Source organism: Tessaracoccus massiliensis (assembly GCF_000826065.2).
GTDB lineage: Bacteria > Actinomycetota > Actinomycetes > Propionibacteriales > Propionibacteriaceae > Arachnia > Arachnia massiliensis_A.
On the sequence record NZ_LN623543.1, the window covers coordinates 365,457 to 390,918 of the forward strand.

Below are 25,462 nucleotides of genomic sequence, written 5' to 3' on the forward strand. Positions count from 1 at the left end.
CTAAACCAACTGTCACTTCACACTTCCTGTGTCACTTCCCTCTTGTTGTTTGGAATGTCACTGCCGATGACCCAATTGACGCCACCGGTGGGCAACTTCTGCTGCCCACCGGTGACGCCACGTGATTGACCGTCGAAGTGAATCGGCGCGGGTTCTGGCCGTCCTCGAGTGCTCGCGCCACCAGTGGTGAGACGTCGGCCAACGGGTTGCGCCAGTCAGCACGTGACGGATGGGTCACGGTGACGACCTTCAGCCCCCCTGAGGACAGATGGGTGGTGCTCCGCCATCCGCGGTTGTTCCGCTCCACGAAATGGTCGATCTCGTGGTGGGCGCCGTACTGCCGGCGGACGAACTCACCGGTGCTCTTGCCGAAGCAGACGACGACCTGCACACCCAAGGTGCGGATGACCGCCTCGTGGAACGGCCAGCAGAGTCTGGCCAATCTCCCGAATTCCTTGGCGATGTCCGATTCGGCATGCGTCCGGGAAAATACCAGGCAGCTCGCCGGCACCTCGGTCGGCTTGAGGGACAGTTTGCGCAGCAGGTGGAGAACGTTGTGGTCGATGCGGGCGGCTGGCTTCCATGTGTGCGTGACGTAGGCGGAGTAGGCGCGGCGGGCGGCCTTGAGGTTCTGGAACTGTTGGCGAACGGTCTCGCTGCCGTCGCCGCCGGGGTTCAGGCCCAGCAGGTAGAGGGGCCGGTTGCCGGTGAACCCCTCTTCGCCTGTGTAGAAGGCGTGTCCTGGAACGTCCAGCATGGTCTCGGGGATCAGGGCAGCGAAGCGCTCCAGCCCTGTCAGGGTGTTGCTCACTTCTGCTCCTCCACTTCGTCGAGGTAGACGACTCTGAAGCGTGAAGCTGATAGCCCCTCTTCGCCGTGCTCTGTCTGAAGAATGTGCCGTACCGAATCCACAACGGCGCGGTACCACGACGCGGGGAAACCGAGATGGGTTCCGGAGCGTGGAATCATCATCACACCATCAGGTGTGGCGAGCAGCTGCTCAGCGATGGGCGCTGCGGCCAGGTGTCCTATCGCCGTGGAGATAGTGTCCATCTCGGCTTCGATCCCGTCCGGGATGGGTCGGTGTCCGTTCTCCCAGCGCTGGACTGTCTTGAGAGCCACACCGAGTCGCTCGGCAAGCCAGTCCGCACTCAGGCCGAATTGCTCGCGCCGCCTCTTGAACTCGGCAGCCGTCAGCGAATAGGGCGAGTCGCTGTGCACTGGGTGGCTTGCCGGCAACGCGCTGCGGGTAGTCGTCAGGGATGCACCGAAGTTGGACGGAAGCGCTTCGAGAGCCTCAATGATCGGCCCTTCAAACCGGACGTTCGCCAGTCCGAGTTCCTCAACGTGTTCCCGATACCTCGGATCGGAGTCAGGGAGTGACCACCCGCAGGCACGGCACACCACCGCGTAGCTGTACGTGACCAGGGCGTCGTTCGCGCATTGCGGGCACGACACGAATTGCTTGTTCATTTGAAAATCCCCTCTGGGAGTTGGTCGTGGCCTTGTGCCGTGACCTCTAGCAAACCATAGCGGTCCCACGTTGGGACCGTCAAGCGTCTGGCTGCACCACCCGCAACTGTGCGCCGGCGTTTACAGCGGCTCGTCCTGTCACTCCGCAGTCACGTACGCGCGGGTCCGAGAAAATGTCACGGATGCTGTCAAGGACGAACCCTCCCTGCCCCGGCTCTACGAAGATCGCGTGGCATCGGTTGCCATTTGATCTGTCACTTCACAGCGGCGGCGACGGCTCTCCCGCGTTCAACTCGACGCGCTCCAACGTCCTGGGCCGGGTGCACCGAGTACGTGATCGGCACTACCACCCGCTACGGCAGACGGGTGACGATGGTCCTCAATCAGTCGGCATGGTCTTCTACGCGCTGCTTCACAAGACCCCCATGCAAGTAAGAGGAGATTATCCCCACTGGAGCCATCCACAGTGCGCAACAGAGGGTTGCAGGAAACACTGCTAGCAATGCATAGACACTCAACTCCGCCACTAAGCTTGCCCCCACTGCAACTGCCTGGGTCACCACAACTTGGACCCCGAATAGGCGTATTGAAGGGGTTCGGATCATATAAACAACCGCCCAGAAAAGGCAGTTGCATAGCAAGATCCAAGGATCAGCGAACAGTACGAGAGTGATCAGGTGTGAAATACAGCCCCAGGCGCCAATCAGTAGACCAACAAGGACTCGGGTCACGATACCGACTTTCGAATGGAATAACTCCCACAGTTGACGTTTAGACAGATCATGGCTTTCCGATAGTACTGTCCGATTGTCACGACACCGGCGTTCCTTCTCATTCCGTACATCTCGTGGCGGGGCACCTGAACACCGGACCCAGCAACGGACAAGGTTCCCGACTTGAACATGTCGACAACTTCGTTGTACTGGATGGGGCCAGCGACGCCGCATGACGGATTCACGACCGAATGTGTGATCTGCACTTCACAGATTCCGGCCGGACCGCAGCCATCCACTGCCCCCGGGGGAAGATTTCGGCCTTGCCTTGTAGGCAGGGCCGTTCTGGGCGACACTGTCCGGATGACGGATTTCGATCAGGATGCGGTGCTTGCCGAGTTGGACGAGAAGGCCATGGAGTTGCGTGCCAAGCTCGCCGAGCTCACGGCACCCGTGGACGCCGAGACCGTCATCGGGTTCGGCAAGCGCATCGGCGACGGCACCACCCAGGCGATCCAACAGATGGGCGACGCCTCCATCGCGCAGAGCCTCGCCGGCACCCTCGACCAGGTCGAGCGCGCCCGAGAGAAGGCCTTGGACGGCACATGGGGGCGGTGCGACGTCTGCCAGGAGCCGATTCCGGAGGGCAGGCTCTCGTTCAGGCCCTGGTCCACAACGTGCGTGGACTACGCAGACTGAAGCGACCTCCGTCCGGCCCGCCCTAGTCACGTTCAGCGCCCTTCGACCAGCCGCGCGCGGCTGGCTCAGGGACCGGCGATAAGCAGCGCTTCCCTAGAGATGCAGCCGCCGTCGCAGCGCTGAACCGAGCTGGCGCGGCCGGATGATCAGGATCAGTGACACCACCAGCAGGCTGAAGCCCACGCAGATCAATGCCGGCAGCGGGGTTGCCACCCAACCGAAGACGACGAACAACCCCGGCACCAGGCCGATCAGTCCGACGAGCAGCGCCTTCGCCAGATGCTCCTGCGGGTCGAGCCGGATGATCCAGACGATGGCGCCGAGGGCGAGGTTGGCGGCGGTACAGATGGCTGGGATGACCCACGTCGTGGCCCAGAAGGCGGGCCCGTCGTACTGGTTCCAGACGACGGCAGCCGCGGACAGCAACACGACGAGCCAGCCCACCAGGCTGCCCACGTTGCGGCGGCGCTGGACGGCTGCGATCACCACGAGCCACACAACCGCGACTGACAACCACACGGTGCGCACCGGCGGGGTGAGGCCGGGAACGATCGCCGGTGCAGTGAACGAGAAGATGAGGACCAGCACGGACAGCGCCACCACAGCCGCCCAGACCTGTCGTCGATCAAAGCGAAGCGGCGGGGCCGGGAAGACCTCCGCGCCATCCGACGCCGCCGTGTCGACAGGGTCCAGCTCAACCCGGCACAGCGGGCAGTCGGCCCACTGGCCCAGCACCTCTCCCCCACAGGACGAACACCGCCTCATGCGTCCGCCTCGGCCAGCTCGTCTGCTGTGACCCGGCTGGCATTGATCTCGACAGGGATTCCCGCATCGGTCAGGTGCCGGACGAACGCGGCGTGGTAGTCGGTCTCGACGAACGGCGACGTGAACGAAACGGTGAGCTGGTCGCCGTGGCTGACCGCACCGAACTGCGGCCGGACGGCCGCCACATGGAGGTAGAGACGGCCCGTGTGCCGCGCCACCGGCTCCGGGAGCACCACCCTGCCCAGGTTCGAAATGGCCAGCGTGATGCCGCGGTTGGACAAGGCGTTGACCGAGGCGAGGATCACATCCTTGAGCGGCCGCGGGATGATCCGCAGCGCAGGGTTTCGCTCGAACCGCACGAGGCGGCGGATCTTGCGGGCGAGCCCCTCCTTGGTGAGGACCTGCCGGAACTGCCGGTCGAGGTCTGCGCACACACGCGAGATGGAATCCTCGTCGCCGTCGCCGGTGTACGTGTGCGCGAGCATGGTGGTGGCGAAGAAGTTGCGTCCGGACGCCGTCGGGAAGAACTGCCGCAGGTTCACCGGCACCGAGCACGTCAACGTCCGGGGCAGCGACTGGGCCTGCACCCGTGTTCGCCGCACCGAGTCGAAGAACACTGCCAGGAGGTAGATCGTCAACGACACACCCTCGGCTTTGGCCAGTCGCAGGACGGGACCCACCGGCATGGACAGCTCGATCACCCGTGTGCGCAGGTCCGGGGAATGTGTCCCCCGCATGCGCAGCACGTCGCGCCGCCGGCGGCGGCGGGTCGTCGCGGGCGGGCCGTTCTCAGCCTCAGCAGGCAGTTCGGTGGACGGGGACTCGACGGCGGCGGTGGCATCGTCTTCGAATGTCACCGGTGCCGAGGTTGGGCGGAACCAGTGCGTGAACGCGTCCACGGTGAAATCCTGCTTCATCTCGGTTGCGCCCAGCACCTCGCGAAACTCCTCCACGTGCCGCAGACCCACGTACTCGGTCAGAAGATCCTCGAAGAACCACAAGGCGCCGGTGCCGTCGGTCAGTGCGTGGAAGATCTCCACCGAGATGCGTCGTCCGCGATAGACCACCCGGAACAACAGGTCATGGCGCTGATGATGGTAGAGGTGTTGCACCGGCGGCCCGGTCTCCTCCGAGACTGTCGGCCGCAGGTCCGACTGTTGGAGGTAGTACCAGAACACGCCCTGCCGCAGCACCGCGCTGAAGAGCGGGTACTGCGCAAACACCCGGTCCAGAGCCTCCTGCAACACCTCCGGGACGATCGGCTCGTCGAGTTCTGCCGCCAGGCGGAACACCTTGCTGTCGACATCGCTGCGGGCAGCGAGGAAGATGTTGGCGGCGTTGTCGAGTCTCACCCATGGCCGGCGCTGAGGCGCTACCCGTTTCACCCGCGCCTCCCGGCCGAAGGCGACGGCAGAGGTCTGCTGTCGGAGAGGGTGCCGTCGAGGAAGTCCGTGACGAATTCGTAGGCCTTCGCGACATGCCGCGAGAGCCGCGGCAGCCCGATGAAGCCGTGCAGGGCGCCGTCGATACGCTCAAGGCGGGCGGGTGTGCCAGCGGCGCGGAGGGCATGGCCGTACGCCTCCCCCTCGTCGCGGAGCAGGTCGTACTCGGCGGTGACGACCAGCGCCCGCGGTAGCCCCGACAGATCCTCGGCGAGGAGCGGAGACATCAGCGGCGACTGCCGAAGCTCGGGATCCGGTTGGTACATGGCGACGTAGTCCTGCACCTCCGCAGCCGTCAGTCGCAGCCCGGTGCCGTAGTCGGCCACCGACTGATACGGCGAAGTGGCCGGGTCATGGTCCCATTGGGTGACCGGGTAGAACAGGATCTGCGCCCCCGGCAGCGGGCTGCCCCTGCCACGTAGGGCGAGCGTCACTGCGGCAACGAGATTGCCGCCAGCAGAGTCGCCGACCAACGTGACGTCCTCTGGCGCGGCGGCTCCGGCGAGGGCAGGGTCGCTCAGCAGCGTCTCCGCAACGTCGAGACAATCCTCGAGCCCGGCCGGATAGGGGTGCTCAGGTGCCAGCCGATAACCGACGGAGCACACCACCCGGCCTGTGAGCTCGGCCATGGTGCGGCAGGTGGCGGAGTACGTGTCGATGTCGCCGATTGTCCAGCCACCGCCGTGGAAGAACAACAGCACACCCTCCCCCATGCGGGCCTTGGGGAGGAAGATGCGCAGCGGAATCTGGTGCCCGGCCTGCGCGGTCACTGACCGATCGAGGATCCGGCCGGGATCCCTCGGCACCCATGACAGTGCCCGTTGAGCACGGCGGACCTTCTCATAATCCTCGCGCATGTTGATCCGGGGCGCGGCGAACAGGCCGAGGATGGCCCGCATCAGCGGATTGACCGGCGGATTGGCATCCTGCGCTGCTGCACCCATGCGGCAATCTTACGGCGTGACGCCCCCGCCCTCAGACCCAGTGCACCTGTTCACAGCGAGGTGGTCCATCAGGTGGGGATTTCACGGCTCGCGGGCTAGTCACGTGCGGAAACCGGTTCTGTGCAGCACACTTGGTGATGCGCTCTCCGTCGACGGCGGACGGCATCGGACAAAGGAGATCTCCATGCGACGACGCACACTTCTCACGGGCATCGGCGGGCTGGCGCTCGCCGGGGGCCTCGCTGCCTGTAGTTCCGGCGGCACGCAGAGCACTGACCAACCCGATGAGATCAATGAGGACACCGAGGCGACCCTCGAGCTCGCCTACTGGGACCGCAACCAGTCCAAGACCGTTGACGCGCTGATTGCCAGCTTCACAGAGCAGTACCCGCGCATCACCGTCACCCCGGCGCTGACCGGCCCCAGCGAATACTGGACCCGCCTGCGCACCCAGGCTGAGGGCGACAATCTGCCCGACGTCTTCTGGATGAGCGGCCTCCACGTGCAGCTCTACGCCGTCGAGGGCCTCCTGGCCCCGGTGGGCGACGACGTCGATTTCGACGTGTTCCCCCAGGCCATGACGGATCTCTACACTGTCGACGGCACCCGCTACGGCATCCCGAAGGACTTCGACACCATCGCCTGCTGGGTCAACCAGCGTCTGCTGGAGGAAGCCGGCGTCCAACTCCCCGACACTGAGACCTGGACGTGGGACGAGTTCGGTGAGACCGCCCGGGCGATTGCTGCAGGCCTCGGCGACCGTGGCCACGCCGTCGTGACCGACCTCAACATCGGCGGGCAGCAGAACTGGTACAACACGGTGGCCCAAGCCGGCGGCCACATCATCGCCGACGGCCGCTCGGGCTACGCCGATCCCGCAACCATCCGGGGGCTCGAGTTCTGGTCGAAGCTGGTGGCCGACGGCGCGGTCCCCCATCCGCGCGTGATCGCCGACAACCCGCCGCAGACGGTGTTCACCTCCGGCAGGGCCGCGATCCATCACACGGGGTCCTGGGAGACCGCCGCCATGCTCGCCGACTATCCGGACCCGGGTGAGCTGGTGGTCGTGCCGCTCCCCCGCGACAAGGAACGTGCCTCGACGATCCACGGGCTCGCCTACGTCGTCGCGGCCAACTCCCCCCATCTCGCAGCCGCCTCCGCGCTGCAGCGCCACCTCACCTCCGAGGAGGCCGGCCGGACCGACGCCGCCAACGGCACCGCGATTCCCGCGTGGCAGGGCACGGCCGACAAGTGGCACGAGGTCAAGCCGGAATGGAACCTGAAGGTCTTCACCGACGCGGCGGAGAACTATGCGGTCCCCTACCCCGTCTCCCGCAACACCGCCGCCTGGAACCAATTGGAGGCCGACATCCTCACCCCCGCCTTCGGCGGCGACGTGCCCATGGCGCAGGCCGCGGAGCAGTTGGCACAGCAGATGGATGAACTCCTGGCGGCCGAGCGCTGATGGCGGCGCCCGCGAAGGGGGTACGGCGCAGGCACCCCACCAGCGTGGGTTGGTGGCCCGTCGTGTTCGTCGGCCCCCTTCTCGCCGGGGTCGCCGTGTTCTACTACTACCCCATCGTCGCCAACGCCTGGACGTCGCTGACACGCTCCAGCGCATTCGGCCGCAACTCGAGGTTCGTCGGCATTGAGAACTACGAGGCCCTCCTCTCGGGCGGCGAGTTGGGTTCCGCGCTCGGCAACACGGTGCTCTACACCCTCATCGTGCTGCTCGGCATCCCCATCGCGGTGCTCATCTCGTCGTTGATCGCGCTGCCCGGGCTGCGCTTCGCCAACCTGTATCGCGCGTTGTTCTTCATGCCATATCTGGCGATGCCGATGGCCATCGCCCAGGTCTTCCGGCTCGTCTTCAACGGGGACTTCGGGCTGGTCAACCAGGGCCTGCGTGCGCTGGGCGTCCAGCAGACGCCCTACTGGCTCACGACGCCGGGCTTCGCGCTGTTCACGGTGGCCATCTTCGGGCTGTGGGCGTCGATCGGATTCAACGTGATCATCCTGTCCGCAGGGCTCAAGGGCATCCCCGGCGAGTTGTACGAGGCGGCCGCCCTGGACGGGGCCGGCTCCATCCGTCAGTTCTTCAGCATCACCGTGCCCATGCTCACGCCATCGATCTTCTTCCTCACCATCATCCAGACCATCAACGGGTTCCAACTCTTCGATGCCCTCTTCGCCATGATGGGGTGGACCAACCCCGCACTCCCCCAGACCCGCTCGTTGGTCTACCTCTTCTACCACCAGGGCTTCATCCTCAACGACAAGGGCACCGCGGCGGCTGTGGCGATGGTGATCCTGGTGCTCGTCGCCGCCGTCACCCTGGTGCAGTTCCTCGGGCAGCGCAGGTGGGTGCACTATGGCTGAGCGCGATGCCCGACGGCGGGGTCACCGCGCGCGGTACCCCTGGGCCCACGTCGTGTTGCTGCTCGGCGGTGTGCTGATGACCTTCCCGTTCCTGTGGCAGATCCTGATGTCGTTGTCCACCAACGCGGAGATCCAGTCGATGCCGCCCAAACCCATCCCTGACCGGCTCCACTTCGAGAACTACACCGCCGTCTTCGACCGGCTGCCGTTCCTGAACCAGTTCGGTGTCTCGGTGCTCATCACCGTGGCCCGCACCCTCGGGCAGGTGGTGCTGTGTTCGCTGGCCGGCTACGCCTTCGCGCGGATGCGATTCCGCTTCCGCAACACCCTGTTCATTCTGCTGCTGCTGATCCTCATGATCCCCTCGCAGGCCTACATCATCCCGCAGTACGGCATCATCCAGGCATGGAACCTGCTGGAGACGCCGTGGGCGATCATCCTTCCGGGACTGTTCTCCGCCTTCGGCACCTTCCTGATGCGCCAGCAGTTCATGAGCCTGCCGTCCGAACTTGAGGAGGCCGCCCGCCTCGACGGCGCCAACCCCTTCCAGGTGTTCTCCCGGGTGATGCTGCCCCTGGCGACCCCAGGGCTGTTCGCTGTGGCGATCACCACCGTGCTCTACTCCTGGAACGACCTCCTCTGGCCGCTGATCGTCACCACCCGCGAGGAGTCCATGCCGCTGAGCGTCGGCATCGCGACGCTGCAGGGCCAGCACACCACCGACTACGCGGTGCTGATGGCGGCATCCGTGATGGCGATGGCGCCGATCTTCATCCTTTTCATGCTCATGCAGCGGCGGGTGATCGAGGGCCTCGCCACCTCCGGCCTGCAGGGTTAACACCAAAGCCCACCCTTAGCTGCACTGAGGCCGGTAGTTTTGTGGTGTGCGCCGTATGGCGCACGGTGAACTGTGCAGAAGGAGTCGTGCATGTTGGACTACCAGGAGATCCTCAACAAGCTCCCCATGGAGCAGATCGCCCAGCAGGTGGGCGAGCCGCAGGCCGAAGTGGAAAACGCCGTCCGCAACGCGCTGCCGGCGCTGCTGATGGGCCTCGGCGCCAACGCCCAGGATCCGGCCGGTGAGGCCTCCATCGCCAGCGCGCTGAAGGACCACGATCCGTCGCTGCTCGAGGGTGGCGTCGACGTGTCGAAGATCGACACCTCTGACGGTGCCAAGATCAGCCACCACATCTTCGGTCAGAACGAGGGCCAGGTCATCAATCAGCTCGGCGGGCTGGGCGGCGGTGACGGCCTCATCCAGAAGCTGATGCCCATCCTCGCCCCCATCGTGATGGCGTGGCTGGCGGGCAAGTTCATGGGACGCGACGAGCGCCAGGGTCAGCCGCAGCAGGCGCCGCAGGGACGCTCCGGAGGAGGCATCCTGGGCGACATCCTCGGCCAGGTGCTGGGCGGCGGCAGCAGCAGCCGGCAGGCGCCCCCTCCGCCCCAGCCGCCGCGCTCGGTGCCACCATCCCGTTCCCTGATGAGAACCCGCAGCCGCAGACGCAGCAGACCAACCAGCCCAGCGGCGGCGGGCTCGGCGGCGGCGTGCTCGGCCAGATTCTGGGCGACCTGCTCGGCGGCGGTCGCCGCTGATCCCCAGTCCCCACCGTGCACCGACGGTGCTCCTCCTCCCGAGGGGCGCCGTCGGCCCCGTTCGGCGACCCATCCTGGCGGTGAACCACCGCAACGCGCTCGCGCAGGTTGCGCGCTCCTCCACCGATGACGGGAACAGGCACAGACCGCTCTAGACTCGCCCCGTGCTCTCCCCCGCCTTTCCGCGGTCCATCCGCGTGTTCATCGTCGCCCTCGTCGTCATCGCGATCGCCGGCCTCCCGCTCGGCGCTCAAGCGCTGGGTGAGACCTCCTCGCGGACCCTGGAGGTGCTGGAGGCGGGCAACCCCGTCATCGCGCAGACAGGGGTGGGACGCGGCGACGGGATGGCCCGCGAGTCGACGGGGCTGGCGCTGGCTGCCGGCGCCGTCGTCGAGGCCAGGGTCACCAACGGGGTCCACGGGGTTCAGCTGTCACTGATGACCGACAGCAACCGGACCGACCGCTCGGCCGATCTGCCGCCGAACGGCGCCTGGGTCCCCGTGACGGCCGCAGCCGATTCCGGCGTGTTCTTCCTCCTGCGCGACGACCGGTCCTGGCCTGTCGCGCCGCAGGTGGAGTGGCGCGTCGTCAGCGGGACCGCCTACGCCATGCCGGAGTATCGCCTGGGCGACTCACCCACCCAGTTCCTCGCCGCCTGGGACGCCTCCGATGCGCCCTTCGCCGTGCTCGTGGATCCGAGCTTCTCCATGCTGGTGCCCATCCTCGACCGGGATCTGCTCCGCAGTTGGGAATGGTCTCAGTTCGACAGCCTCGACGACGCCATCGAGGGCTACCGCCACATCATGAGCACCTACAACCAATGGCTGGGCCTCGATGACGCCGATCCCAGGACCGAGCACCACAACGACGAGCAGCGCTACTTCCTCAGGCCCGACCGCAACGGCTGGGGCTACGCGTACTACCAGTCTGGCAACTACGTCGGCACCAGCGAACCCAGCATCAAGCCCTACCTGCTGGGTCCCCACGCCTGGGTGATCCTGCACGAGACCGCCCACGGCTACGACGGGCTCATGACCCGGCCCGCGGACGGCACCGACATCCAGCTCGGCGAGGTGTGGAACAACATCTACGGCTACCACTATCAGAAGCTCGTCCACGACGTCGACGAGTGGCTCTACTGGGGCCGCAAGGCCCCGGAGCAGGGGGCCATCGACGACAAGCGCATCGCGAACGGAGGCGTCCTCCCCTATGCCGAGCTGGGCTTCCGAGAGCGGCTCGACTTCATGGTGCGCATCGCCGAACTCACCGGAGACGTCGAGGGCCTGCGCGCCTTCAACCGAACGCTGCGCACGCTCGAAGCTGACGGCGCCAGGCCCGCCGCCCAGCGGCGCAGCGACCTGATCGCGGAACACTGGGGCCTGGTCAGTGGCGTCAACCTCGTGTCCTGGTTCGAGTCCTACGCCCTGCCCCTCAGCCCCGCGCTACGCACCCAACTCCTCGACGTGACGCCCGCCACCATGGCTACGCCGCTGCGCGACCTGTATCCCTCCTACGAGGCGACGGCCGCCGCTGCAGCGAATCTGGGGCTGGAGAGTGCCGGCAGCCTCGTGCCCACCGCCACCACCCGTACCATGGGCGTGACCACCACCGCGCGCGTCACGATGACGGGCGACGTCTCCGGAGTCGAGGGCCGCTACGTGACGCTCTGGGACGGAGCGGAGAAGGTTGCCACCGCACCCTTCGTGGCGGGTACCGCGACTTTCGCCGATCTGCCGATCGGCACTTACACCGTCCGCTACCCGGAGCACCGGGGCACCGGGCACGTGCCGGCATCTGGCTGGCTGCTGGCACCCGTCAACACACCAGATTCGGGCAACGCCGCGGTCACCTACCCCGCGGAGGCCACCCCGTCGTCCGTCGGCGGCGCCCGGCTCAACTTCCTGGGCTTGAGCGACGTGTCGTTCGCGTCGCTGACCCACGATCCGGTGCTCGGCACCCTGACGTTGGAGGACCGGATGGTGGAGCCCCACTCCTACTTCTCCAACGACTACACCTCGGTACTCGTCACGTCTCCGACGGGCGCGACGCTGCTCGAGCGCAGCTTCGTCGGCAACACGATCTCCAAGGGACCCGCCAGCCAGGCGGTCTCCGCGCCAGTGGGCACGCTCGTCGAGGTGATGCACCTTGAGCCTCAGGCTCGGCTGCGCCCTGTGGATGTCACCACCGGTGAGTCGCGCGTCGATCTCGCGACCGATCAGCAGACGACCACCTACCTCGTGACCGAGTACGGCCTCGTCAAGCAGGAGTCCCCAGAGGCCGCGCTGCCCACCTACCTCGCTGCCCTCGAAACCCGCCTGGTGCACCTTGAGGCTGCCGCCGAGGGCGAAGGGTGGTTCGCACCCCAGGCAGCGGCGCTGCGCGCCTCCATCCTCGCCCTCCCCGCAGCACAACGCGACGCCCTGGCCGGCAAGTACGGAGAGCTCCTCGACGCGCTGGTGCAGCCAGCCACCGAGCCCCGCCCCGCACCAGAGCCCACGGTCACCCCGGAACCCACCGTCACCCCGAAACCGACGGCCGCACCCACCCGCACCGATCCACCGCCGTCGCCCGCGCCCACGTCGAAGCTCTCAACCCCGACACCGGCGAAGAAGTACGTGCCGACGGCCCCGTACACCAAGGCCGGCCTCCACACCATCAACGGCCGCCGCTGGAACACCACCTGTGAGCCCTACTCCCACACCGTGCGCTGCCGCACCGACATCTGGGCCACCGTCATCACCCACACCAACGGCACCTACCAACGCAACGACGGCTGGGCCTTCAACAACCTCACCTACCTGCCCTACATGACCGAAACCGCCTGGAAAGGCAACCCCCTCGCCATGCACAACATGGACGGCTTCACCTCCGGCGGCCGCCAGTGGCGCACCGAATGCCACACCCCCCAAACCGGCCGAGGCGCCTGCCGCAGCTACACCATGACCACCGTCTACGCAGCAACCCCCAAGACCGCAGGCGGCTACACCTTCTCCCAGAACAACCAGTGGGTCTTCAACAACATCGTCCTCTTCGGCGACCCATCCTGGCGATGACACCACCGCGACGGGCTACGCTGAGGGCGTCTAGTTCAAGGAGGCAGCTGTGAGCCAGGACCCTTGCACTCCCCCGCCGCCACCTTCCGGCGGCTACACGCACCTCAAGACCGTGCTCAAGTTCGCCATCACGCGCATGATCGGCAGCGCGGCGTACCGCCAGGGCCGCGTCTACAACTATCCCGGCGCCATCAGGTTCCTGCACTAGTGGCGGGCCGACCTCTACTCCAGCGCCAGGAGCACTGGCTGCGCACCAACGGCTTGCCGCTGGTGGTCGCGCATGATCGGCAGCGCGGCGTCCCGCCAGGGCCGCGTCTACAACTATCCCGGCGCCATCAGGTTCCTGCACTAGTGGCGGGCCGACCTCTACTCCAGCGCCAGGAGCACTGGCTGCGCACCAACGGCTTGCCGCTGGTGGTCCCGCCGATGCGGCGTCTTCGAGGCATCGTCTCGCGCACTGTGCCGCTGTTGATCGCGTTGATGTTCCTTGCCACTGGCCTGACCATCTTCGATGCCGCCATCTCGGGCGAAACCCTGGACCTCGTCGAGTTGATCCAGTACCCCGACATCCTCACGCGTGTGATCATCGCGAGCATCGTGGCGGTGGCCGGGCTGCCGGCCTCCATCGGCTATGCCAGGGCCCAGACGAAGCTGAGCCCCCGCGTCCAGTTGGCCATCGGTCTGCTGATCATCGTGTTCTGGTTGTTCGGCCTGAGCCTCGTGGCCAGCCTCACGCAGGCCACCAAGGGACTCCACATGAGCATCGAGCTCCGGCTCCTCCTGCTACTCGTCGCGGCGCTCTTCGGCTACTACGGTGCGGGCTCCATCCTGGGGTGGGCGGGCCGTCGTGGCGCGAGAGAGATGGCCACCACGTTCCCCGCCATCGCGCGCATCCTCCCGCTGTTGCTGCTGACGGTGCTGCTGGTGTTCTTCACCGAGGAGCTGTGGACGCTCTCCGCTGTGATGAGCAAACCCCGGATGTGGATGTTGAGTGGCTTCCTGATCCTCATGATCATGCTGATCGTGCTGCCCACATCGTTCGATCTGCTGCGCGATGTGCGCGACGACGACGAGTGCGAACCGCTCCTGGAGAACACGCCCTTCGTGGGGCTCGAGCCGCACACCTCCAGGTTGTCGCTGGGTGAGCGATTCAATCTCATCGCCGTCTCTGCCGCCATCCAGTTCATCCAGGTGGCGGTGTTCAGCGCGGTCACCTTCCTGGTCTTCGCATCGTTCGGATCCTTGACGCTCACCGACGCCCTGATCGCCAAGTGGACGGGCGTGCCGGCCTCTCAGCTCGTGATCCTCGGCGTGGGCATGCCCATCGAGGCGCACATGTTCCGGGTGTGCCTCATCCTGGCGCTGTTCAGCGGGATCTCGTTCGCGGCCTCGATGCTGCAGGATTCCATGTACCGCAGCCTGTTCCTGGACCGGGTCAGCGACGAGGTACGCCTCAACCTGGCGGCGCGCAACCGCTACCGCGCAGTGCTGCTCAGGGAAGACAAGGGGCCGGCCAAGCTCAGCAGCCTGGTCGACATCGACTAGGGCTCTACTCCTCGAACGGCGAAGGGTCGCCGGCCCCGACACGCACCACCTCGGGGACGTCGCCGGTCATGTCCACCACCGTCGATGGCTCCAGCCCGCAGTCGCCCGAATCGATGACCGCGTCCACATCGTGGTCGAGCAGTTCCTTGATGGCCCACCCGTCGGTCTGGGCGTCCTCGTGGCCGGGCAGAAGCAGCGTCGACGACAGCATCGGTGCGCCGTAGGCCTTCAGCAGTTCCAAGGTGGTGCGGTGCTGCGGGATCCGCACGCCGACGGTGCGCTTCTTCGGGTGCATCATCATCTTCGGCACCTCACGGGTGGCCTCGAGAATAAAGGTGTACGGGCCCGGCGTGGCGGCCTTCACAGCCCGGAAGTCCCGGTTGTTCATATGGACGTACTCCCCCAGCTTGGCGAACTCGTCGACCACCAGGGTGAAATGGTGCTTGTCATCAAGATCACGGATGCGCTTGATCCGCGCGATGCCCTCAGCGTTGCCCAAAGCGCAGCCGAGCGCGAAACATGAATCGGTGGGGTACACGATCAACCCGCCGTCGGCGAGGATCCGCGCAGCCTGGGCCAGCGCGCGCGGCTGCGGGTTGTCTGGGTGCACATCGAAGTACTGAGCCATGACCAGAGCCTAGCGACCCCGCAGCGGATCCACCGGAGAAGAGCGCTGAGCCGTCACCTCCACTGTGCCGGGGATGAACGGCAGCGAGACATCCGCCAATTCGACGGCGCAGGTGACGCTCACCGTCACCGTGGCCTGGGCTCCCAACGGGCGGGCCACCCCCGCCGCGTCCGCGTCCACCGCCGTGCTCCGGCACGCCACGTTGCGCTGGGCCAGAGCGGAGCCGACGGCGACTTCCGCCTCCCGGTGCGCCACGGCGACGCTGCGCTCCAGCGACGCGGCGCGGGCCCCCGCCGCAGCCGCAGACCCCACGTGCTGCTCGGCCAGCACGATCCGCGCCAGCGTCAACAGCAGGCCGATGAACAGCACGATCACCGGCAGCACGACGGCGGCCTCCACCGAGATGGACAGCCCGCGCTCGTCGCGCGACCGCGACGTCATGGCTCGGTCACCCGCTCAGTGGTCGCCACCATCGTCTTGGACACCTCGAACGGCCACAGCACCACCACGGCACGGCCGGTCACCGTCGCCGTGGTGTGGCGCCCGCCGTCCCGCACTGTTGCCGTCGCCCCACTCAGCGAGCCGTTCCCGGCCACCTCCAACGCGGCCGCCTCGCCGGCACCCTCGGAGGAACCCTCCGCCGCGGCGACGGCGGCGCCCTGCTGGGCCGCGGCCAAGGCCGTCGACTCAGCCCAGGCAACAAGGGCCCACTGCACCAACCCCAGGAGGAGGCCGATCGCCAACGGCAGCAAGAGGGCGGCCTGCACCGAGGAACTCATCCCCCGCTCGTCGCGCGGCCCGGTCTGCATGGCCCCATCCTCGCAAATCAACAGGTCAGAAACCCAGCACCCGGGTCAACCTGTGGATAAACGTGCAATAGGCTGGGCGTCGACGCGTACAGCGTCGCACCACACACGAAAGGACACTCATGGTCAAGAAGGTAGCCATCCTCACGGCCGGCGGCTTCGCTCCCTGCCTTTCCTCGGCGATCGGCGGACTCATCGAGCGCTACACCGAGATTGCGCCTGAGGTTGAGATCATTGCCTACCGTCACGGGTACCAGGGCCTCCTCCAGGGCGACTTCCTCGTCGTCGACGACACCGTCCGCAAGAACGCGGCTCTGCTGCACAAGTTCGGCGGCTCCCCCGTCGGCAACTCGCGCGTCAAGCTCACCAACGCCAAGGACCTCGTCAAGCGCGGCCTGGTTCAGGAGGGCGTCAACCCGCTCGAGTTCGCTGCGAACCGCCTCGTCGAAGACGGCGTCGACGTGCTTCACACCATCGGCGGCGACGACACCAACACCACCGCTGCGGATCTGGCCAAGTACCTGCACGACAACGACTACGAGCTGACCGTCGTGGGCCTGCCCAAGACGATCGACAACGACGTCATCCCGATCAAGCAGTCGCTGGGCGCCTGGACCGCCGCAGAGCAGGGCTCGATCTTCGCGCAGAACGTGGTGGCGGAGCACAACTCCGGCTCCCGCATGCTGATCGTGCACGAGGTCATGGGCCGCCACTGCGGCTGGCTGACCGCCGCCACCGCGCAGAAGTACCGCGAATGGCTGGACGAGCAGGAGTGGCTGCCGGAGATCGGCCTGTCCAAGGAGGCCTGGGACGTGCACGGTGTCTACGTGCCGGAGGGCGAGATCAACATCGCCGCCGAGTCTGAGCGCCTCAACAAGATCATGGATGAGGTCGGCAACGTGACGATCTTCCTGTCTGAGGGAGCCGGTCTCGATTCGATCGTCGCCGAGATGGAGGCCCAGGGCGAAGAGGTCCCCCGCGACCCGTTCGGCCACGTCCGCCTCAACGAGGTCAACCCCGGCGCCTGGTTCGGCGACCAGTTCGCCAAGAAGCTCAACGCCGAGAAGGTGCTCATCCAGAAGTCCGGCTACTTCAGCCGCTCTGCTGCCGCCAACGACGCTGATCTCGCGCTGATCAAGGAGTGCACGGATCTGGCCGTCGACAAGGCCCTGGCCAGCGAGCCCGGCGTCATCGGCCACGATGAGGAGAACGGCGACGTGCTCAGCGCCATCGCGTTCGACCGCATCAAGGGCGGCAAGGCCTTCGACATCAACCAGGACTGGTACAAGAAGATGCTGGCCGACATCGGCCAGGAGTTCCCGAAGCCCGCACAGGCCCACTGAGCCTGCGTCCCTCGAGGGACCAACCGCGCCGGCCGCCCCCAGGGGCGGCCGGCGTCGTCTTTCCGGTCAGCGGCGGAAGATGGCCCGCAGCAGGCCGACGATGAGTGCCCCCAGGCCCAGCCCCGTTGCTGCGCCCATGCCGTAGCCGATGCCGAGATTGGCTCTCATGCCGCGCGCCGCCACATCCTGACGCACGTACTCCTCCCGGCTGGGTTCCGGTAGTGCGGGAAGGGCGCCGGCCAGGTCATCGATCTCGACAGGTTGCGGGGAGGACAGAGTCTCCTCCACCTGGTCCGCCGCCGCAGGCGCGGCCGGGGTCGCTGAACGCTCGCGGGCGGCCCGCTGCGCCAGCTTGGCCCGCCACACGTCCTCGGTACCCACCCAGGCTGCGGTGAGCAGGATCATCGTGGCCAGCACGTTGAACAGCAGCATCATCACGATGACCGGGCCGAAGAAGTTGGCCCCGCTCGTGCGGCCCATCAGCCCGGTCACCAGGCCGCCAACAGATTGCAGCACCGCCACCAGCACGGCTCCCACGAGCGTGCCGGTCAGCCAGGCGCGTGGGCTGACGACCTTGCGCGGCAGCACCGCGAACAGGAACGCCATCAGGATCCAACTGGCCACAAACGTCAGGACGAAGGTGACCAGGCGCCAGAAGAAGCCGATCCCGGGGAAGCTCCCCCAGCCCAGCCAGTCGATCGCCTGCTGGCTGAGCCCGTGCCCGATCTGGGCCACGGCCACCCCGAAGCCGAGGGTGAGCAGCACTCCCAGGAAGATCGCGAAGTTGGTCACCAGGTCGAGGAGGAAATGCTTACGCTCAGTCGCGTCGGAGAACCTGTCAGCCCACATGACACGCACGGCGCGCTTCAGGTTGCCCACCCAGTTGGGGCCGGAGTACACGGCGGTGATCAGCGCCACGGTGAAGACGCTGCGCCAATCGCTGAGCGCCTGTTCGATGGCTTTGCCGATGCTCTCACCGATCCCCTCGTCCCCGAGGAAGTCGATGATGAAGCTGGTGATCTGGTCCATCAGATCGGGCCGCAGCACGGTGAGGGTCAGCCCCAGCGAGCCGAACGCGAACATGAGGATCGGCACCATGGACAGCACCGTGAAGTAGGTGATAGCAGCGGCGAACTGCGGGCCGAGCCGCGTGTTGTACCGGTCGATGGCGGCCAGAGCGTGTGCCACGAAGGGTCGTTCGATGACCCTGGCGATCCAGTCCTTCACCGGCCCGAGTTTACCGCCAGCAGGGCGGTCTTCGGGGAGGTCAGACGGCGCGGGAACGGCGGCGGGCGGCCAACTCGTCGGAGGGGTCCTCCACGAGCGGGGCATCGGCTGCGGTGCGCTCGCCCGGCAGTTCGGAGAGGGTGCCCTCCAACTCCCGCCAGACGCTGCTGACGGAGATCATGAACATGCCCTGACCGCCGCGCGAGAGGTCGAACAGTTCGTTGGCGGAGGTCACCTCGTAGACGCTGAACCCATCTGAGACCAGCGTGAGTTCAGTCAGGTCGTCGACGCCGCGCTCACGCAGGTGTTCGATGGCCAGGCGGATCTGCTGCAGCGAGATGCCGACGTCCAGGAACCGTTTGACGACGCGGAGGAGGAGGATGTCGCGGAACGAGTACAGGCGCTGGGTGCCGGAGCCTTCGGCGTTACGGATCGACGGGACGACCAGACCGGTGCGGGCCCAGTAGTCCAACTGGCGGTAGGTGATGCCCGCCACGCGGTGGGCGATGGGGCCGCGATAGCCGGTGTCGCTGGGCACAGGGGCAAAGTCGCCGTCAAAGAGCACTTCTTGCAGCGCTGCCTTCTTGGTCACGGTTCCTCACTTCACTCACCCGGCACCAGTGGGTCTCACCGGCGACGCTTCTGACGCTAACCCCCCTCGTGCCCGCCGGTCAACGACACGCCCAACACCGGCGAGATTTACACGGGTGTGGTTCGACCTGAGGTTGAGGGTTGTCTCAACTTCATGACGTCTCGTCGTCCTCGAAATCCTCCGGGGTGACCCTGTCGAGGAAGGCGCGGAAGGCCTCCACCTCGTCGCTGGGGGCGGGATCCACCTCGACGCCGGCATGCTCCATCAGGGCCCGCGTGCACTGGATGGGCCACCCCAGGCGCACCGCAACCGCGACGAGATCACTCGGCCGGGCGTCCACCTCATGGCCGCCCGCATGCAGGGTGGCCCGGTACACGCCATCGTCAATCGACTCGAGCACGACGGTGCCCTCGCCCGGTTCGAGAAGCGCCAGGACGCTCGCCAGCAGATCGTGGGTCATGGGTCGCTCGGCCGTCTGCCCCTCCATGGCCACCGCGATCGCCGCGGCCTCTGGGGCGCCGATCCACACGGGCAGGCAGCGCGTGCCGCCGGCTTCCTGCAGGAGCAGCACCGGCGGATCCTCGGGCGAGATGATGCGGATGCCGAGTACTTCGAGGCCGATCATGGTGCAACAGTAGCCCAGCTCGGCGCAGGGCTCAGTGGATCTGGCCGTGGAGAAGGGCGGCATGGGCTTGGAGCACCGCCTGATAGAGATCCCGCACCACCTCCGGAGGGGGGCCGGGACGGCGCCTGTGCTGATCCAGCACCTGTTCCACGAGTGCGGCCTCCATCGCCGCGGCCTGCTGCAGGACCCGCAGCTGGCGTAGATCCACCCCGTAATCGGCCAGCTTCCGGGCGGACCTGGCCAGCGCGAGTGCCTCGGGCCCGTAGAGCTGCGATCCGCGGCGCGGTTGGATGATGCGCAGCCGTTCCAACTGGATGAGCGAGGCCTCCCCCAGCCCTGAATCTGCCAGCACCTGGCGGCGCGTCATGAGCCCAGGCCCCGTGCTGCGCCGGACCCGCTTCTTGGGCTCCGGAGGCTCATCCACGGGCGCGGCCGCCTCGGTGGGAGGTTCCTCCCCCCTGTCGATGGCTTCCAACTCCTCGCGGATGACCTTCAGCGGCAGGTAGCGGTCCCTCTGCGCGCGCAGAACGTAGACGAGCCGGTCGATGTCCGCCTGGCTGAAGCGGCGGTAGCCGGAAGGCTGTTGACGATCCGGCGAGATCAGTCCTTCCGCTTCGAGATACCTCAGCTTGGACACGGAGATGTCCGGGAACTCGGGACGGATCATCTCCAGGACGACGCCGATGGTGCGCGCCGCGCCGGACATCAGTTCAGTCCGGGCTCACTCAGCGAGATCGTGGCGCGGTACTTCCCGATCTGGATCTCGTCCCCCTCGCGCAGGACGGTCCGCCCGTCCAGCAGAGTGCGGTTCACGTAGGTGCCATTGAGGCTACCCAGATCCTCCAGGTAGAGCTTCCCGCCGCTGCGCACGAACTTGGCGTGGTGGCGCGAGACGGTGATGTCGTCGAGGAAGATGTCGGACTCGGGGTGGCGGCCGACGTTGGTGATGTCTGAATCGATGAGAAACCGGTTGGAATCACCCGGGCCGCGGTTGACGATCAGCAGCGCGTTGCCCGCAGCCAACGTCTTCGCTGCGGCACGCTCCTGGTCCGTCAGTTCGACGGAGCGGGGGCCGTCCTCAGCGGCAACCGGGATCATGGTGGTGGTGTCACCGGTGAGATCGGCGAGGGAGGCACCGCAATTGCTGCAGAACCTTGCCTCGGGCGGGCTGTCAGATCCACAAGTGCGGCACTTCATTAGAGTCACATCCTCGTCTCAGCGGGGGCTGGCTCATCCCCGGTCTCAGGCCCTTAACAGGCTACCTGAGAAAACTTATCATCCTGCGTCAACCACGCTAGCGCGGGCGCGCGAACTCGGGCTGCTCAATCTCCACCACGGAGGAGATGTCCAGGGCCTGGACCTGCTCGATGGACACCTTCCCGCCCACCCGTTCGCCCTCGACCTCGCTGACCAGCCCGCCCCGGAAGCGGGCGCCGGCCTCGAGGGTGGCGGGATCCCCGATAGCGTCGACGACGTACGGCGCGGCCAGCACCACGCCGTCTGCGGTCACGGCGCCGTTGGCGTCCGTGGCGAAGTGGGAGTTCATCACCAGACGCACCGAGTCGTTGAGTTCGATCACCTCGGCGCCGGCATCGCGGAGTTCCTCCACTGCGTTGAGCAGCAGTTCCGCGGAGACGTTGCCGGCCGGGTCATCGATCTGGATCCGCACCCCCGGGCCCACCACCGGGACCGTGCCGGCGATGATGCGCGCCTGCTCCAACCTGCGGGAGGCCTCCTCCCGCGCTGCCTGGTCACGATCCGCGCCGCTGAGCAGTTCGGTGCGGGAGCGTTCGAGTTCGCGTACCTGGTCCTCCAACCGGCGCGTCTCGCCGGTGACGTTGTCGAGCAGCTGAATGAGATCCGCCTGCCGCACGTTGGCGAACTCCGGCTGCGTGGCCTGCGAACGCAGGGTCAGCACGACGATCAGCGCCGTCAGAAACAGCGCCACCCCCACCACGAACTGCCCGCGGCTCGGCCGGAAGAAGTCCCGCAGCAGTGAACGCTCGGGCTGCGGTTCGGCAGCCCGGCGCGGGGTCTCGTGCTCGACGGAGGACTTGGCCTCGGCTGTGGGCTCAGGCATGCAGGACCGCCCTACGGATGGCGGCCGCATTGGTGAAGATCCGGATGCCCAGGACGACGACAACGCCCGTCGACAACTGCGAGCCCACACCGATCTGGTCTCCGACGAAGACGATCAGCCCGGCGATGATGACGTTGGAGAGGAACGAGACGAGGAACACCCTGTCGGAGAAGATGCCCTCGAGGTAGGCGCGCGTCGCGCCGAGGATGGCGTCGAACGCCGCCACGATGGCGATCGGCAGGTACGGGGCCAGGCCGGGCGGCAGGGTGGGTTGCAGCACCACGCCGACGACGATGCCGGCGATCAGTCCGAGGATGGCGAACACGTTGTCCTCCTACTTCTGCTTCGCGTGGCGCACCGACATCCCCGGGTCTGCGGAGAGCGTCAGGTCGCCGTCGGCCTGTTCGATGGTCATGGACAGGCCGTAGTTCTGCACGATGAGGTGCCACCAGGCGGCTGCCGTGGTCTCGTTGAATCTGGCCTGGAGCGTATCAGGGTCGCCGATGGCCTCGACGCGGTAGGGCGGGCTGAGCGATACGTAGTCAACCGTGATCGCCGCCCCCGCGCTGCGGATGGGAGTCAGTGCGCTGAGGCGTCGGCCGTTGATGCTGACAGCTTCGGCGCCCGCCTGCCGGAGGCCGTTGACCAGCCGGGTGAGGTCACCGTCGAGGACGAGGCCCTCATTCGAGGTGGCATCATCGGCGTCGTCGACGGTCACGATGATGCCCGGGCCGGTCACGGGCAACCCGCCGGCGGCCAGTTCCAGTTGCGTCAGCTCCTCCCTCGCGGCGGGGTCGCCGAGCGCCTCCACGCCCAGCCGGCCCACCTCCGCGTCCAGCTGGGAGGCCTGCTCACCGAGCTCGGCCTGCCTCTCCCGCGCGTCTGCCACCCGCTCGAGCAGTTCCCGGCGCTGTTGGGCCGCGGTGTCCGTGCCGCTGGTGGTCTGGAGGACGGCGAGGGTGATCAGCACCGCCAGCAAGCAGACCCCGACCAGCAACCTGAGCGGGCGGCGGCGGGGTGCCGTGGTGGTGCGGTACTCCGGCTCCAGAGCCTGCTCCTGCAGATCCGTGAGCAGGCTCATGCTCGCATCGGGGCGACGGCTCCTCACCGCGACGCACGCCCCAGCCGCACCGTCTCGCGCAGGTAGAGGAAGCCGGCGGCCCAGTACGCGGCGGCACCGGACCAGCCGAGAGCCCACCCGGCCCAGTGCGCCCACCGCCAGTCGAGCGAGGTGGGTGCGCCGAGCAGGATGAGCGGAAAGGCCATCAGGAGCAGCATGGTGCCTGCCTTGCCCACCCAGTTGACGGGCAACGCCACCACACCGTGCTTCCTCAGCGCCGGCACCAGGAGGGCCAGCATCACGTCGCGGGCCACGAGCAGGACCAGGAAGTAGACCGGCACGATGCCGCGCACGAGCAGCGCGATGAGCGCGGCGAGGATGTAGAGACGGTCCGCGACAGGATCGAGCTTGGCGCCCAGCGGGCTGCGCTGCTTGAGGCGGCGCGCCAGGTAGCCGTCGATCCAGTCCGTCGCGCCGAAGACCATCAGCAGCACGACCGCCGCCACGTCATGGCCCGCGATGATCAGCCACGCGAAGACCGGCACGGTCAGGAGGCGCACGAAACTGACCGCGTTGGGCAGGGTGACAACGGCGTCAGTGTCGAACTCCTGCGCGGGAACCAGCGATGAACTCACGGGCTCAGCCTATGTCATCAGAGCGGCGGCATAGACCGCCTCGACACGTGGGCCGACGGCGTCCCAGGAGAACTGTCTGGCCGCCCGCCACGCGACGGTCGGGTCCGCGGGGGCAGCCAGCCGGGCCCGTACCGCTGCGGCCGCTGCTTCGGCATCGTCGACGGGGAAGAACGTCGACACCTCAGGGTCTGTCACCACGTCACGGAAGGCGGGCAGGTCGCTGGCGACGACGGCGCAGCCCTGCGACAGAGCCTCGATCAGCACCATCCCGAAAGACTCCCCGAAGCGGTTCGGGGCCACCAGCACGCTGGCCCGACGCAGCCATCCATCGCGCTCGTCGTCCGGCACTGCGCCCAACGCCTCAACCGGCCCGGCGAGCCCGTCCCCCGGCCCGATCGCGACGAAGCGGGCCTCCGGGACGGCGTGCGCCACCTCGACGAACGTTCCGTAGCCCTTGCGCGGCTCGTCGAGCCGGCCCAGGAAGGCCACGATCGGCGGGTCCACCTCCCGCTGGTTCTCCGGCCCGGGACCGACAGGAACGGCGTTCGGGATGACGGTGCACTCCGCCCCGGCCACGGTTCTTGCCGTGGCCGCGGCGGCCGAGGACACGGCGATGCTCTGTCGCCCCGGCAGAAGGGCTGAGCGCAGCCGAAGTGGCAGCGCCAGCAGGCCCGGGCGGTAGTGGGCGTGGTGGGTCACCACGAGACGCTCCCGCGCGGCCCGCGCCGCCGCGTAGGCGATGCCCGGGGTCAGGGGTTCGTGGACATGCACGATGTCCGCCCCGTCCAGGGCAGCCCGGGCCCGCATGGCCTGGTCGGGCACCACCCCCAGGTGAGCGACGGAGCCGTTGAAGGGCAGGCTCATCGCGCGGCCCAGCAGGTGGACCTCCTCGGTGGACTGGCCGGTGCCGGGGGCGATCACCAACGCGGTATGACCGCGACCGCGCAGCCACTGCGCCAGGCCGAGCACGTGAGTGGCCACTCCCCCGGGCTGATCGAGCGAGTAGGGGCACACCAGTGCGACGCGCAGACTCATCTGAACACCCGGCGCAGCATCAGCCAGTTCTCTGGATGGCGCCGCACCGCGTCCGCGAACAAGGCCACGGCCCCGGCCATCAGCTCCTGCACCGTGCCGCCTTCGATGCGGTCTGAGACCTCGAGCCTGAGGTGGCCGCCGTCGAAGTGGGTCGTGGCCACCCGGAGGTCGGCGCCGGTCCGGCGGGCCAGCAGAGCAGGGCCCGCGGGCACGCCCACCACCCCGTCGGTCACCGGCCAGGGCACGTTGATGCCTCGCGACGAGAGATCCCGGTCGGCCAGCAGGCACACCATGCGACGCTCAGCCACGTCGTCGGCGAGGCGCTGCATCAGGCCCGGCTGGTCCACGGGGTAGATCGTCATCCCCATCCCGGCGCGGGCCGCCGCGAACCGTTCATACACACCACCGGGGAGCCGTTCGGCCACGCTGACCACCTTGATCCCGACCCGCGCGCACCATGCGCCCGCGAAGTCCCAGGAGCCCATGTGCGGCAGGGCCAGCACCAGGCCAGGCCCGGACAGCGACTCTCTGAGCTTGTTGAGATCCGACGGCGCGATGGCGGCCACCTTGAGCACCTCGTCGTCCCGCCACTCGGCCAGGCTCAATGACCAGAGGTTGTTGCGCAGCCAGTTCTCCAACAGGAGGCGTCGCTGTCGGCGGGTGGGCGGCGCCCCCGTGGCCCTCTCGATCGTGTCGGTCCAGGCGTCGACGGCGGGCAGCCGCTTCAGCGCGACCAGCGGAGCCAAAGCCCGGGCCAGAACGTCGGCCGTGCGCCGCGGCACCCGCCGTCCCAGACGCCAGGCGAGACCCGTGAGGTCCACG

Annotated in this window: 28 protein-coding genes; 9 read left to right on the forward strand and 19 right to left on the reverse strand. The window is 67.3% G+C overall.

The window, feature by feature from the left end; all coding sequences use genetic code 11:
• Positions 1-31: 31 nt before the first annotated feature.
• Both BN1186_RS12180 and BN1186_RS12185 read right to left on the reverse strand, forming a co-directional pair.
• Positions 32-811 (reverse strand): hypothetical protein, encoded by a 780-nt coding sequence (locus tag BN1186_RS12180; RefSeq protein WP_040284317.1) that lies wholly within the window; start codon positions 809-811, stop codon positions 32-34.
• Positions 808-1,473 (reverse strand): helix-turn-helix domain-containing protein, encoded by a 666-nt coding sequence (locus tag BN1186_RS12185; RefSeq protein ID WP_040284318.1) that lies wholly within the window; start codon positions 1,471-1,473, stop codon positions 808-810. The genes BN1186_RS12180 and BN1186_RS12185 overlap by 4 nt, the downstream gene beginning before the upstream one ends.
• 1,076 nt (positions 1,474-2,549) lie before the next feature.
• On the opposite strand from BN1186_RS12185, the gene BN1186_RS12190 reads away from it, so the two are divergent.
• Entirely contained in the window at positions 2,550-2,885 is a 336-nt protein-coding gene (locus BN1186_RS12190; RefSeq protein WP_040284319.1) for a TraR/DksA family transcriptional regulator, read from the forward strand.
• 93 nt (positions 2,886-2,978) lie between these two features.
• On the opposite strand, the gene BN1186_RS12195 is transcribed toward BN1186_RS12190, so the two are convergent.
• From BN1186_RS12195 to BN1186_RS12205, 3 genes are read right to left on the reverse strand one after another with little or no spacing between them, the layout of a single operon-like run.
• On the reverse strand, positions 2,979-3,650 hold the full coding sequence (locus BN1186_RS12195) for a DUF6320 domain-containing protein (RefSeq protein ID WP_139651095.1): 672 nt from the start codon (positions 3,648-3,650) through the stop codon (positions 2,979-2,981).
• Positions 3,647-5,002: an alcohol acetyltransferase gene (locus tag BN1186_RS12200; RefSeq protein WP_246043311.1), complete on the reverse strand. Its 1,356-nt coding sequence runs from the start codon at positions 5,000-5,002 to the stop codon at positions 3,647-3,649. The genes BN1186_RS12195 and BN1186_RS12200 overlap by 4 nt, the downstream gene beginning before the upstream one ends.
• A 29-nt stretch (positions 5,003-5,031) precedes the next feature.
• Positions 5,032-6,036 (reverse strand): alpha/beta hydrolase, encoded by a 1,005-nt coding sequence (locus BN1186_RS12205; protein WP_040284322.1) that lies wholly within the window; start codon positions 6,034-6,036, stop codon positions 5,032-5,034.
• A gap of 184 nt (positions 6,037-6,220) precedes the next feature.
• Here BN1186_RS12205 and BN1186_RS12210 point away from each other — a divergent pair, with 184 nt between their 5' ends.
• The 7 genes from BN1186_RS12210 (at position 6,221) to BN1186_RS12235 (ending at position 14,609) form a co-directional block, all read left to right on the forward strand.
• Entirely contained in the window at positions 6,221-7,501 is a 1,281-nt protein-coding gene (locus BN1186_RS12210) for an ABC transporter substrate-binding protein (protein WP_040284323.1), read from the forward strand.
• Complete coding sequence (locus tag BN1186_RS12215) at positions 7,501-8,415, forward strand: carbohydrate ABC transporter permease (RefSeq protein ID WP_052460120.1); 915 nt, start codon at positions 7,501-7,503, stop codon at positions 8,413-8,415. Before BN1186_RS12210 ends, BN1186_RS12215 begins: the two co-directional genes overlap by 1 nt.
• Complete coding sequence (locus tag BN1186_RS12220; RefSeq protein WP_040284324.1) at positions 8,408-9,253, forward strand: carbohydrate ABC transporter permease; 846 nt, start codon at positions 8,408-8,410, stop codon at positions 9,251-9,253. The genes BN1186_RS12215 and BN1186_RS12220 overlap by 8 nt, the downstream gene beginning before the upstream one ends.
• 90 nt (positions 9,254-9,343) lie before the next feature.
• Positions 9,344-10,141: a DUF937 domain-containing protein gene (locus tag BN1186_RS12225; protein WP_052460121.1), complete on the forward strand. Its 798-nt coding sequence runs from the start codon at positions 9,344-9,346 to the stop codon at positions 10,139-10,141.
• A gap of 34 nt (positions 10,142-10,175) precedes the next feature.
• Positions 10,176-13,064 (forward strand): putative mucin/carbohydrate-binding domain-containing protein, encoded by a 2,889-nt coding sequence (locus tag BN1186_RS16290; RefSeq protein WP_040284325.1) that lies wholly within the window; start codon positions 10,176-10,178, stop codon positions 13,062-13,064.
• Between the two features lie 49 nt (positions 13,065-13,113).
• Positions 13,114-13,272 carry a hypothetical protein gene (locus BN1186_RS15605; RefSeq protein WP_180349077.1) on the forward strand — a complete coding sequence of 53 codons (159 nt, stop codon included), beginning with the start codon at positions 13,114-13,116 and terminating at the stop codon, positions 13,270-13,272.
• Between the two features lie 218 nt (positions 13,273-13,490).
• On the forward strand, positions 13,491-14,609 hold the full coding sequence (locus BN1186_RS12235) for a hypothetical protein (RefSeq protein WP_147625369.1): 1,119 nt from the start codon (positions 13,491-13,493) through the stop codon (positions 14,607-14,609).
• 4 nt (positions 14,610-14,613) lie between these two features.
• On the opposite strand, the gene BN1186_RS12240 is transcribed toward BN1186_RS12235, so the two are convergent.
• From BN1186_RS12240 to BN1186_RS12250, 3 genes are read right to left on the reverse strand one after another with little or no spacing between them, the layout of a single operon-like run.
• A complete protein-coding gene (locus BN1186_RS12240) occupies positions 14,614-15,237 on the reverse strand; it encodes an L-threonylcarbamoyladenylate synthase (RefSeq protein ID WP_040284327.1) in 624 nt (207 codons plus the stop codon).
• 9 nt (positions 15,238-15,246) lie between these two features.
• Entirely contained in the window at positions 15,247-15,678 is a 432-nt protein-coding gene (locus BN1186_RS12245; RefSeq protein WP_040284328.1) for a TadE/TadG family type IV pilus assembly protein, read from the reverse strand.
• Positions 15,675-16,046: a TadE/TadG family type IV pilus assembly protein gene (locus BN1186_RS12250; RefSeq protein ID WP_040284329.1), complete on the reverse strand. Its 372-nt coding sequence runs from the start codon at positions 16,044-16,046 to the stop codon at positions 15,675-15,677. The genes BN1186_RS12245 and BN1186_RS12250 overlap by 4 nt, the downstream gene beginning before the upstream one ends.
• A 119-nt stretch (positions 16,047-16,165) precedes the next feature.
• On the opposite strand from BN1186_RS12250, the gene BN1186_RS12255 reads away from it, so the two are divergent.
• Positions 16,166-17,386, forward strand: coding sequence for a pyrophosphate--fructose-6-phosphate 1-phosphotransferase (locus BN1186_RS12255; RefSeq protein ID WP_040284330.1), 1,221 nt, complete (start codon positions 16,166-16,168; stop codon positions 17,384-17,386).
• A 66-nt stretch (positions 17,387-17,452) separates the two neighbouring features.
• Here BN1186_RS12255 and BN1186_RS12260 read toward each other — a convergent pair whose 3' ends face one another.
• The 11 genes from BN1186_RS12260 to BN1186_RS12310 form a co-directional block, all read right to left on the reverse strand.
• On the reverse strand, positions 17,453-18,613 hold the full coding sequence (locus BN1186_RS12260) for a YhjD/YihY/BrkB family envelope integrity protein (protein WP_040284331.1): 1,161 nt from the start codon (positions 18,611-18,613) through the stop codon (positions 17,453-17,455).
• A gap of 40 nt (positions 18,614-18,653) precedes the next feature.
• Positions 18,654-19,205, reverse strand: coding sequence for a MerR family transcriptional regulator (locus tag BN1186_RS12265; RefSeq protein WP_040284332.1), 552 nt, complete (start codon positions 19,203-19,205; stop codon positions 18,654-18,656).
• Between the two features lie 151 nt (positions 19,206-19,356).
• On the reverse strand, positions 19,357-19,830 hold the full coding sequence (locus tag BN1186_RS12270; protein WP_040284840.1) for a bifunctional nuclease family protein: 474 nt from the start codon (positions 19,828-19,830) through the stop codon (positions 19,357-19,359).
• Between the two features lie 31 nt (positions 19,831-19,861).
• On the reverse strand, positions 19,862-20,536 hold the full coding sequence (gene ftsR / locus BN1186_RS12275; protein ID WP_040284333.1) for a transcriptional regulator FtsR: 675 nt from the start codon (positions 20,534-20,536) through the stop codon (positions 19,862-19,864).
• Positions 20,536-21,027: an FHA domain-containing protein gene (locus BN1186_RS16380; RefSeq protein WP_040284334.1), complete on the reverse strand. Its 492-nt coding sequence runs from the start codon at positions 21,025-21,027 to the stop codon at positions 20,536-20,538. Before BN1186_RS16380 ends, ftsR begins: the two co-directional genes overlap by 1 nt.
• Positions 21,028-21,124: 97 nt before the next feature.
• The gene (locus tag BN1186_RS12285; RefSeq protein WP_052460122.1) at positions 21,125-21,910 is read right to left on the reverse strand and encodes a DUF881 domain-containing protein; all 786 of its coding nucleotides are present in this window, start codon (positions 21,908-21,910) and stop codon (positions 21,125-21,127) included.
• On the reverse strand, positions 21,903-22,235 hold the full coding sequence (locus tag BN1186_RS12290; protein ID WP_040284335.1) for a small basic family protein: 333 nt from the start codon (positions 22,233-22,235) through the stop codon (positions 21,903-21,905). The genes BN1186_RS12285 and BN1186_RS12290 overlap by 8 nt, the downstream gene beginning before the upstream one ends.
• Before the next feature lie 9 nt (positions 22,236-22,244).
• Positions 22,245-22,991, reverse strand: a complete 747-nt coding sequence (locus tag BN1186_RS12295; protein WP_052460123.1) for a DUF881 domain-containing protein — start codon at positions 22,989-22,991, stop codon at positions 22,245-22,247.
• Positions 22,992-23,014: 23 nt separating this feature from the next.
• Positions 23,015-23,605 (reverse strand): CDP-alcohol phosphatidyltransferase family protein, encoded by a 591-nt coding sequence (locus tag BN1186_RS12300; RefSeq protein ID WP_139651097.1) that lies wholly within the window; start codon positions 23,603-23,605, stop codon positions 23,015-23,017.
• 9 nt (positions 23,606-23,614) lie between these two features.
• Positions 23,615-24,640, reverse strand: a complete 1,026-nt coding sequence (locus tag BN1186_RS12305) for a glycosyltransferase family 4 protein (RefSeq protein ID WP_052460124.1) — start codon at positions 24,638-24,640, stop codon at positions 23,615-23,617.
• A complete protein-coding gene (locus BN1186_RS12310) occupies positions 24,637-25,461 on the reverse strand; it encodes an LpxL/LpxP family acyltransferase (RefSeq protein ID WP_052460125.1) in 825 nt (274 codons plus the stop codon). The genes BN1186_RS12305 and BN1186_RS12310 overlap by 4 nt, the downstream gene beginning before the upstream one ends.
• Between the last annotated feature and the right edge of the window lies 1 nt (position 25,462).

Excerpts from the sequence above, each read along its gene's own strand:
- BN1186_RS12285 (WP_052460122.1), bottom strand. The coding sequence starts at position 21,910 with ATGCCTGAGCCCACAGCCGAGGCCAAGTCCTCCGTCGAGCACGAGACC.
- BN1186_RS12210 (WP_040284323.1), top strand. The coding sequence starts at position 6,221 with ATGCGACGACGCACACTTCTCACGGGCATCGGCGGGCTGGCGCTCGCC.
- BN1186_RS12305 (WP_052460124.1), bottom strand. The coding sequence starts at position 24,640 with ATGAGTCTGCGCGTCGCACTGGTGTGCCCCTACTCGCTCGATCAGCCC.
- BN1186_RS12270 (WP_040284840.1), bottom strand. The coding sequence starts at position 19,830 with ATGATCGGCCTCGAAGTACTCGGCATCCGCATCATCTCGCCCGAGGAT.
- ftsR (WP_040284333.1), bottom strand. The coding sequence starts at position 20,536 with ATGTCCGGCGCGGCGCGCACCATCGGCGTCGTCCTGGAGATGATCCGT.
- BN1186_RS12185 (WP_040284318.1), bottom strand. The coding sequence starts at position 1,473 with ATGAACAAGCAATTCGTGTCGTGCCCGCAATGCGCGAACGACGCCCTG.
- BN1186_RS12240 (WP_040284327.1), bottom strand. The coding sequence starts at position 15,237 with ATGGCTCAGTACTTCGATGTGCACCCAGACAACCCGCAGCCGCGCGCG.
- BN1186_RS12195 (WP_139651095.1), bottom strand. The coding sequence starts at position 3,650 with ATGAGGCGGTGTTCGTCCTGTGGGGGAGAGGTGCTGGGCCAGTGGGCC.
- BN1186_RS12190 (WP_040284319.1), top strand. The coding sequence starts at position 2,550 with ATGACGGATTTCGATCAGGATGCGGTGCTTGCCGAGTTGGACGAGAAG.
- BN1186_RS12215 (WP_052460120.1), top strand. The coding sequence starts at position 7,501 with ATGGCGGCGCCCGCGAAGGGGGTACGGCGCAGGCACCCCACCAGCGTG.
- BN1186_RS12235 (WP_147625369.1), top strand. The coding sequence starts at position 13,491 with ATGCGGCGTCTTCGAGGCATCGTCTCGCGCACTGTGCCGCTGTTGATC.
- BN1186_RS16380 (WP_040284334.1), bottom strand. The coding sequence starts at position 21,027 with ATGAAGTGCCGCACTTGTGGATCTGACAGCCCGCCCGAGGCAAGGTTC.
- BN1186_RS12250 (WP_040284329.1), bottom strand. The coding sequence starts at position 16,046 with ATGCAGACCGGGCCGCGCGACGAGCGGGGGATGAGTTCCTCGGTGCAG.
- BN1186_RS12295 (WP_052460123.1), bottom strand. The coding sequence starts at position 22,991 with ATGAGCCTGCTCACGGATCTGCAGGAGCAGGCTCTGGAGCCGGAGTAC.
- BN1186_RS12205 (WP_040284322.1), bottom strand. The coding sequence starts at position 6,036 with ATGGGTGCAGCAGCGCAGGATGCCAATCCGCCGGTCAATCCGCTGATG.
- BN1186_RS12220 (WP_040284324.1), top strand. The coding sequence starts at position 8,408 with ATGGCTGAGCGCGATGCCCGACGGCGGGGTCACCGCGCGCGGTACCCC.
- BN1186_RS12245 (WP_040284328.1), bottom strand. The coding sequence starts at position 15,678 with ATGACGTCGCGGTCGCGCGACGAGCGCGGGCTGTCCATCTCGGTGGAG.
- BN1186_RS12225 (WP_052460121.1), top strand. The coding sequence starts at position 9,344 with ATGTTGGACTACCAGGAGATCCTCAACAAGCTCCCCATGGAGCAGATC.
- BN1186_RS12255 (WP_040284330.1), top strand. The coding sequence starts at position 16,166 with ATGGTCAAGAAGGTAGCCATCCTCACGGCCGGCGGCTTCGCTCCCTGC.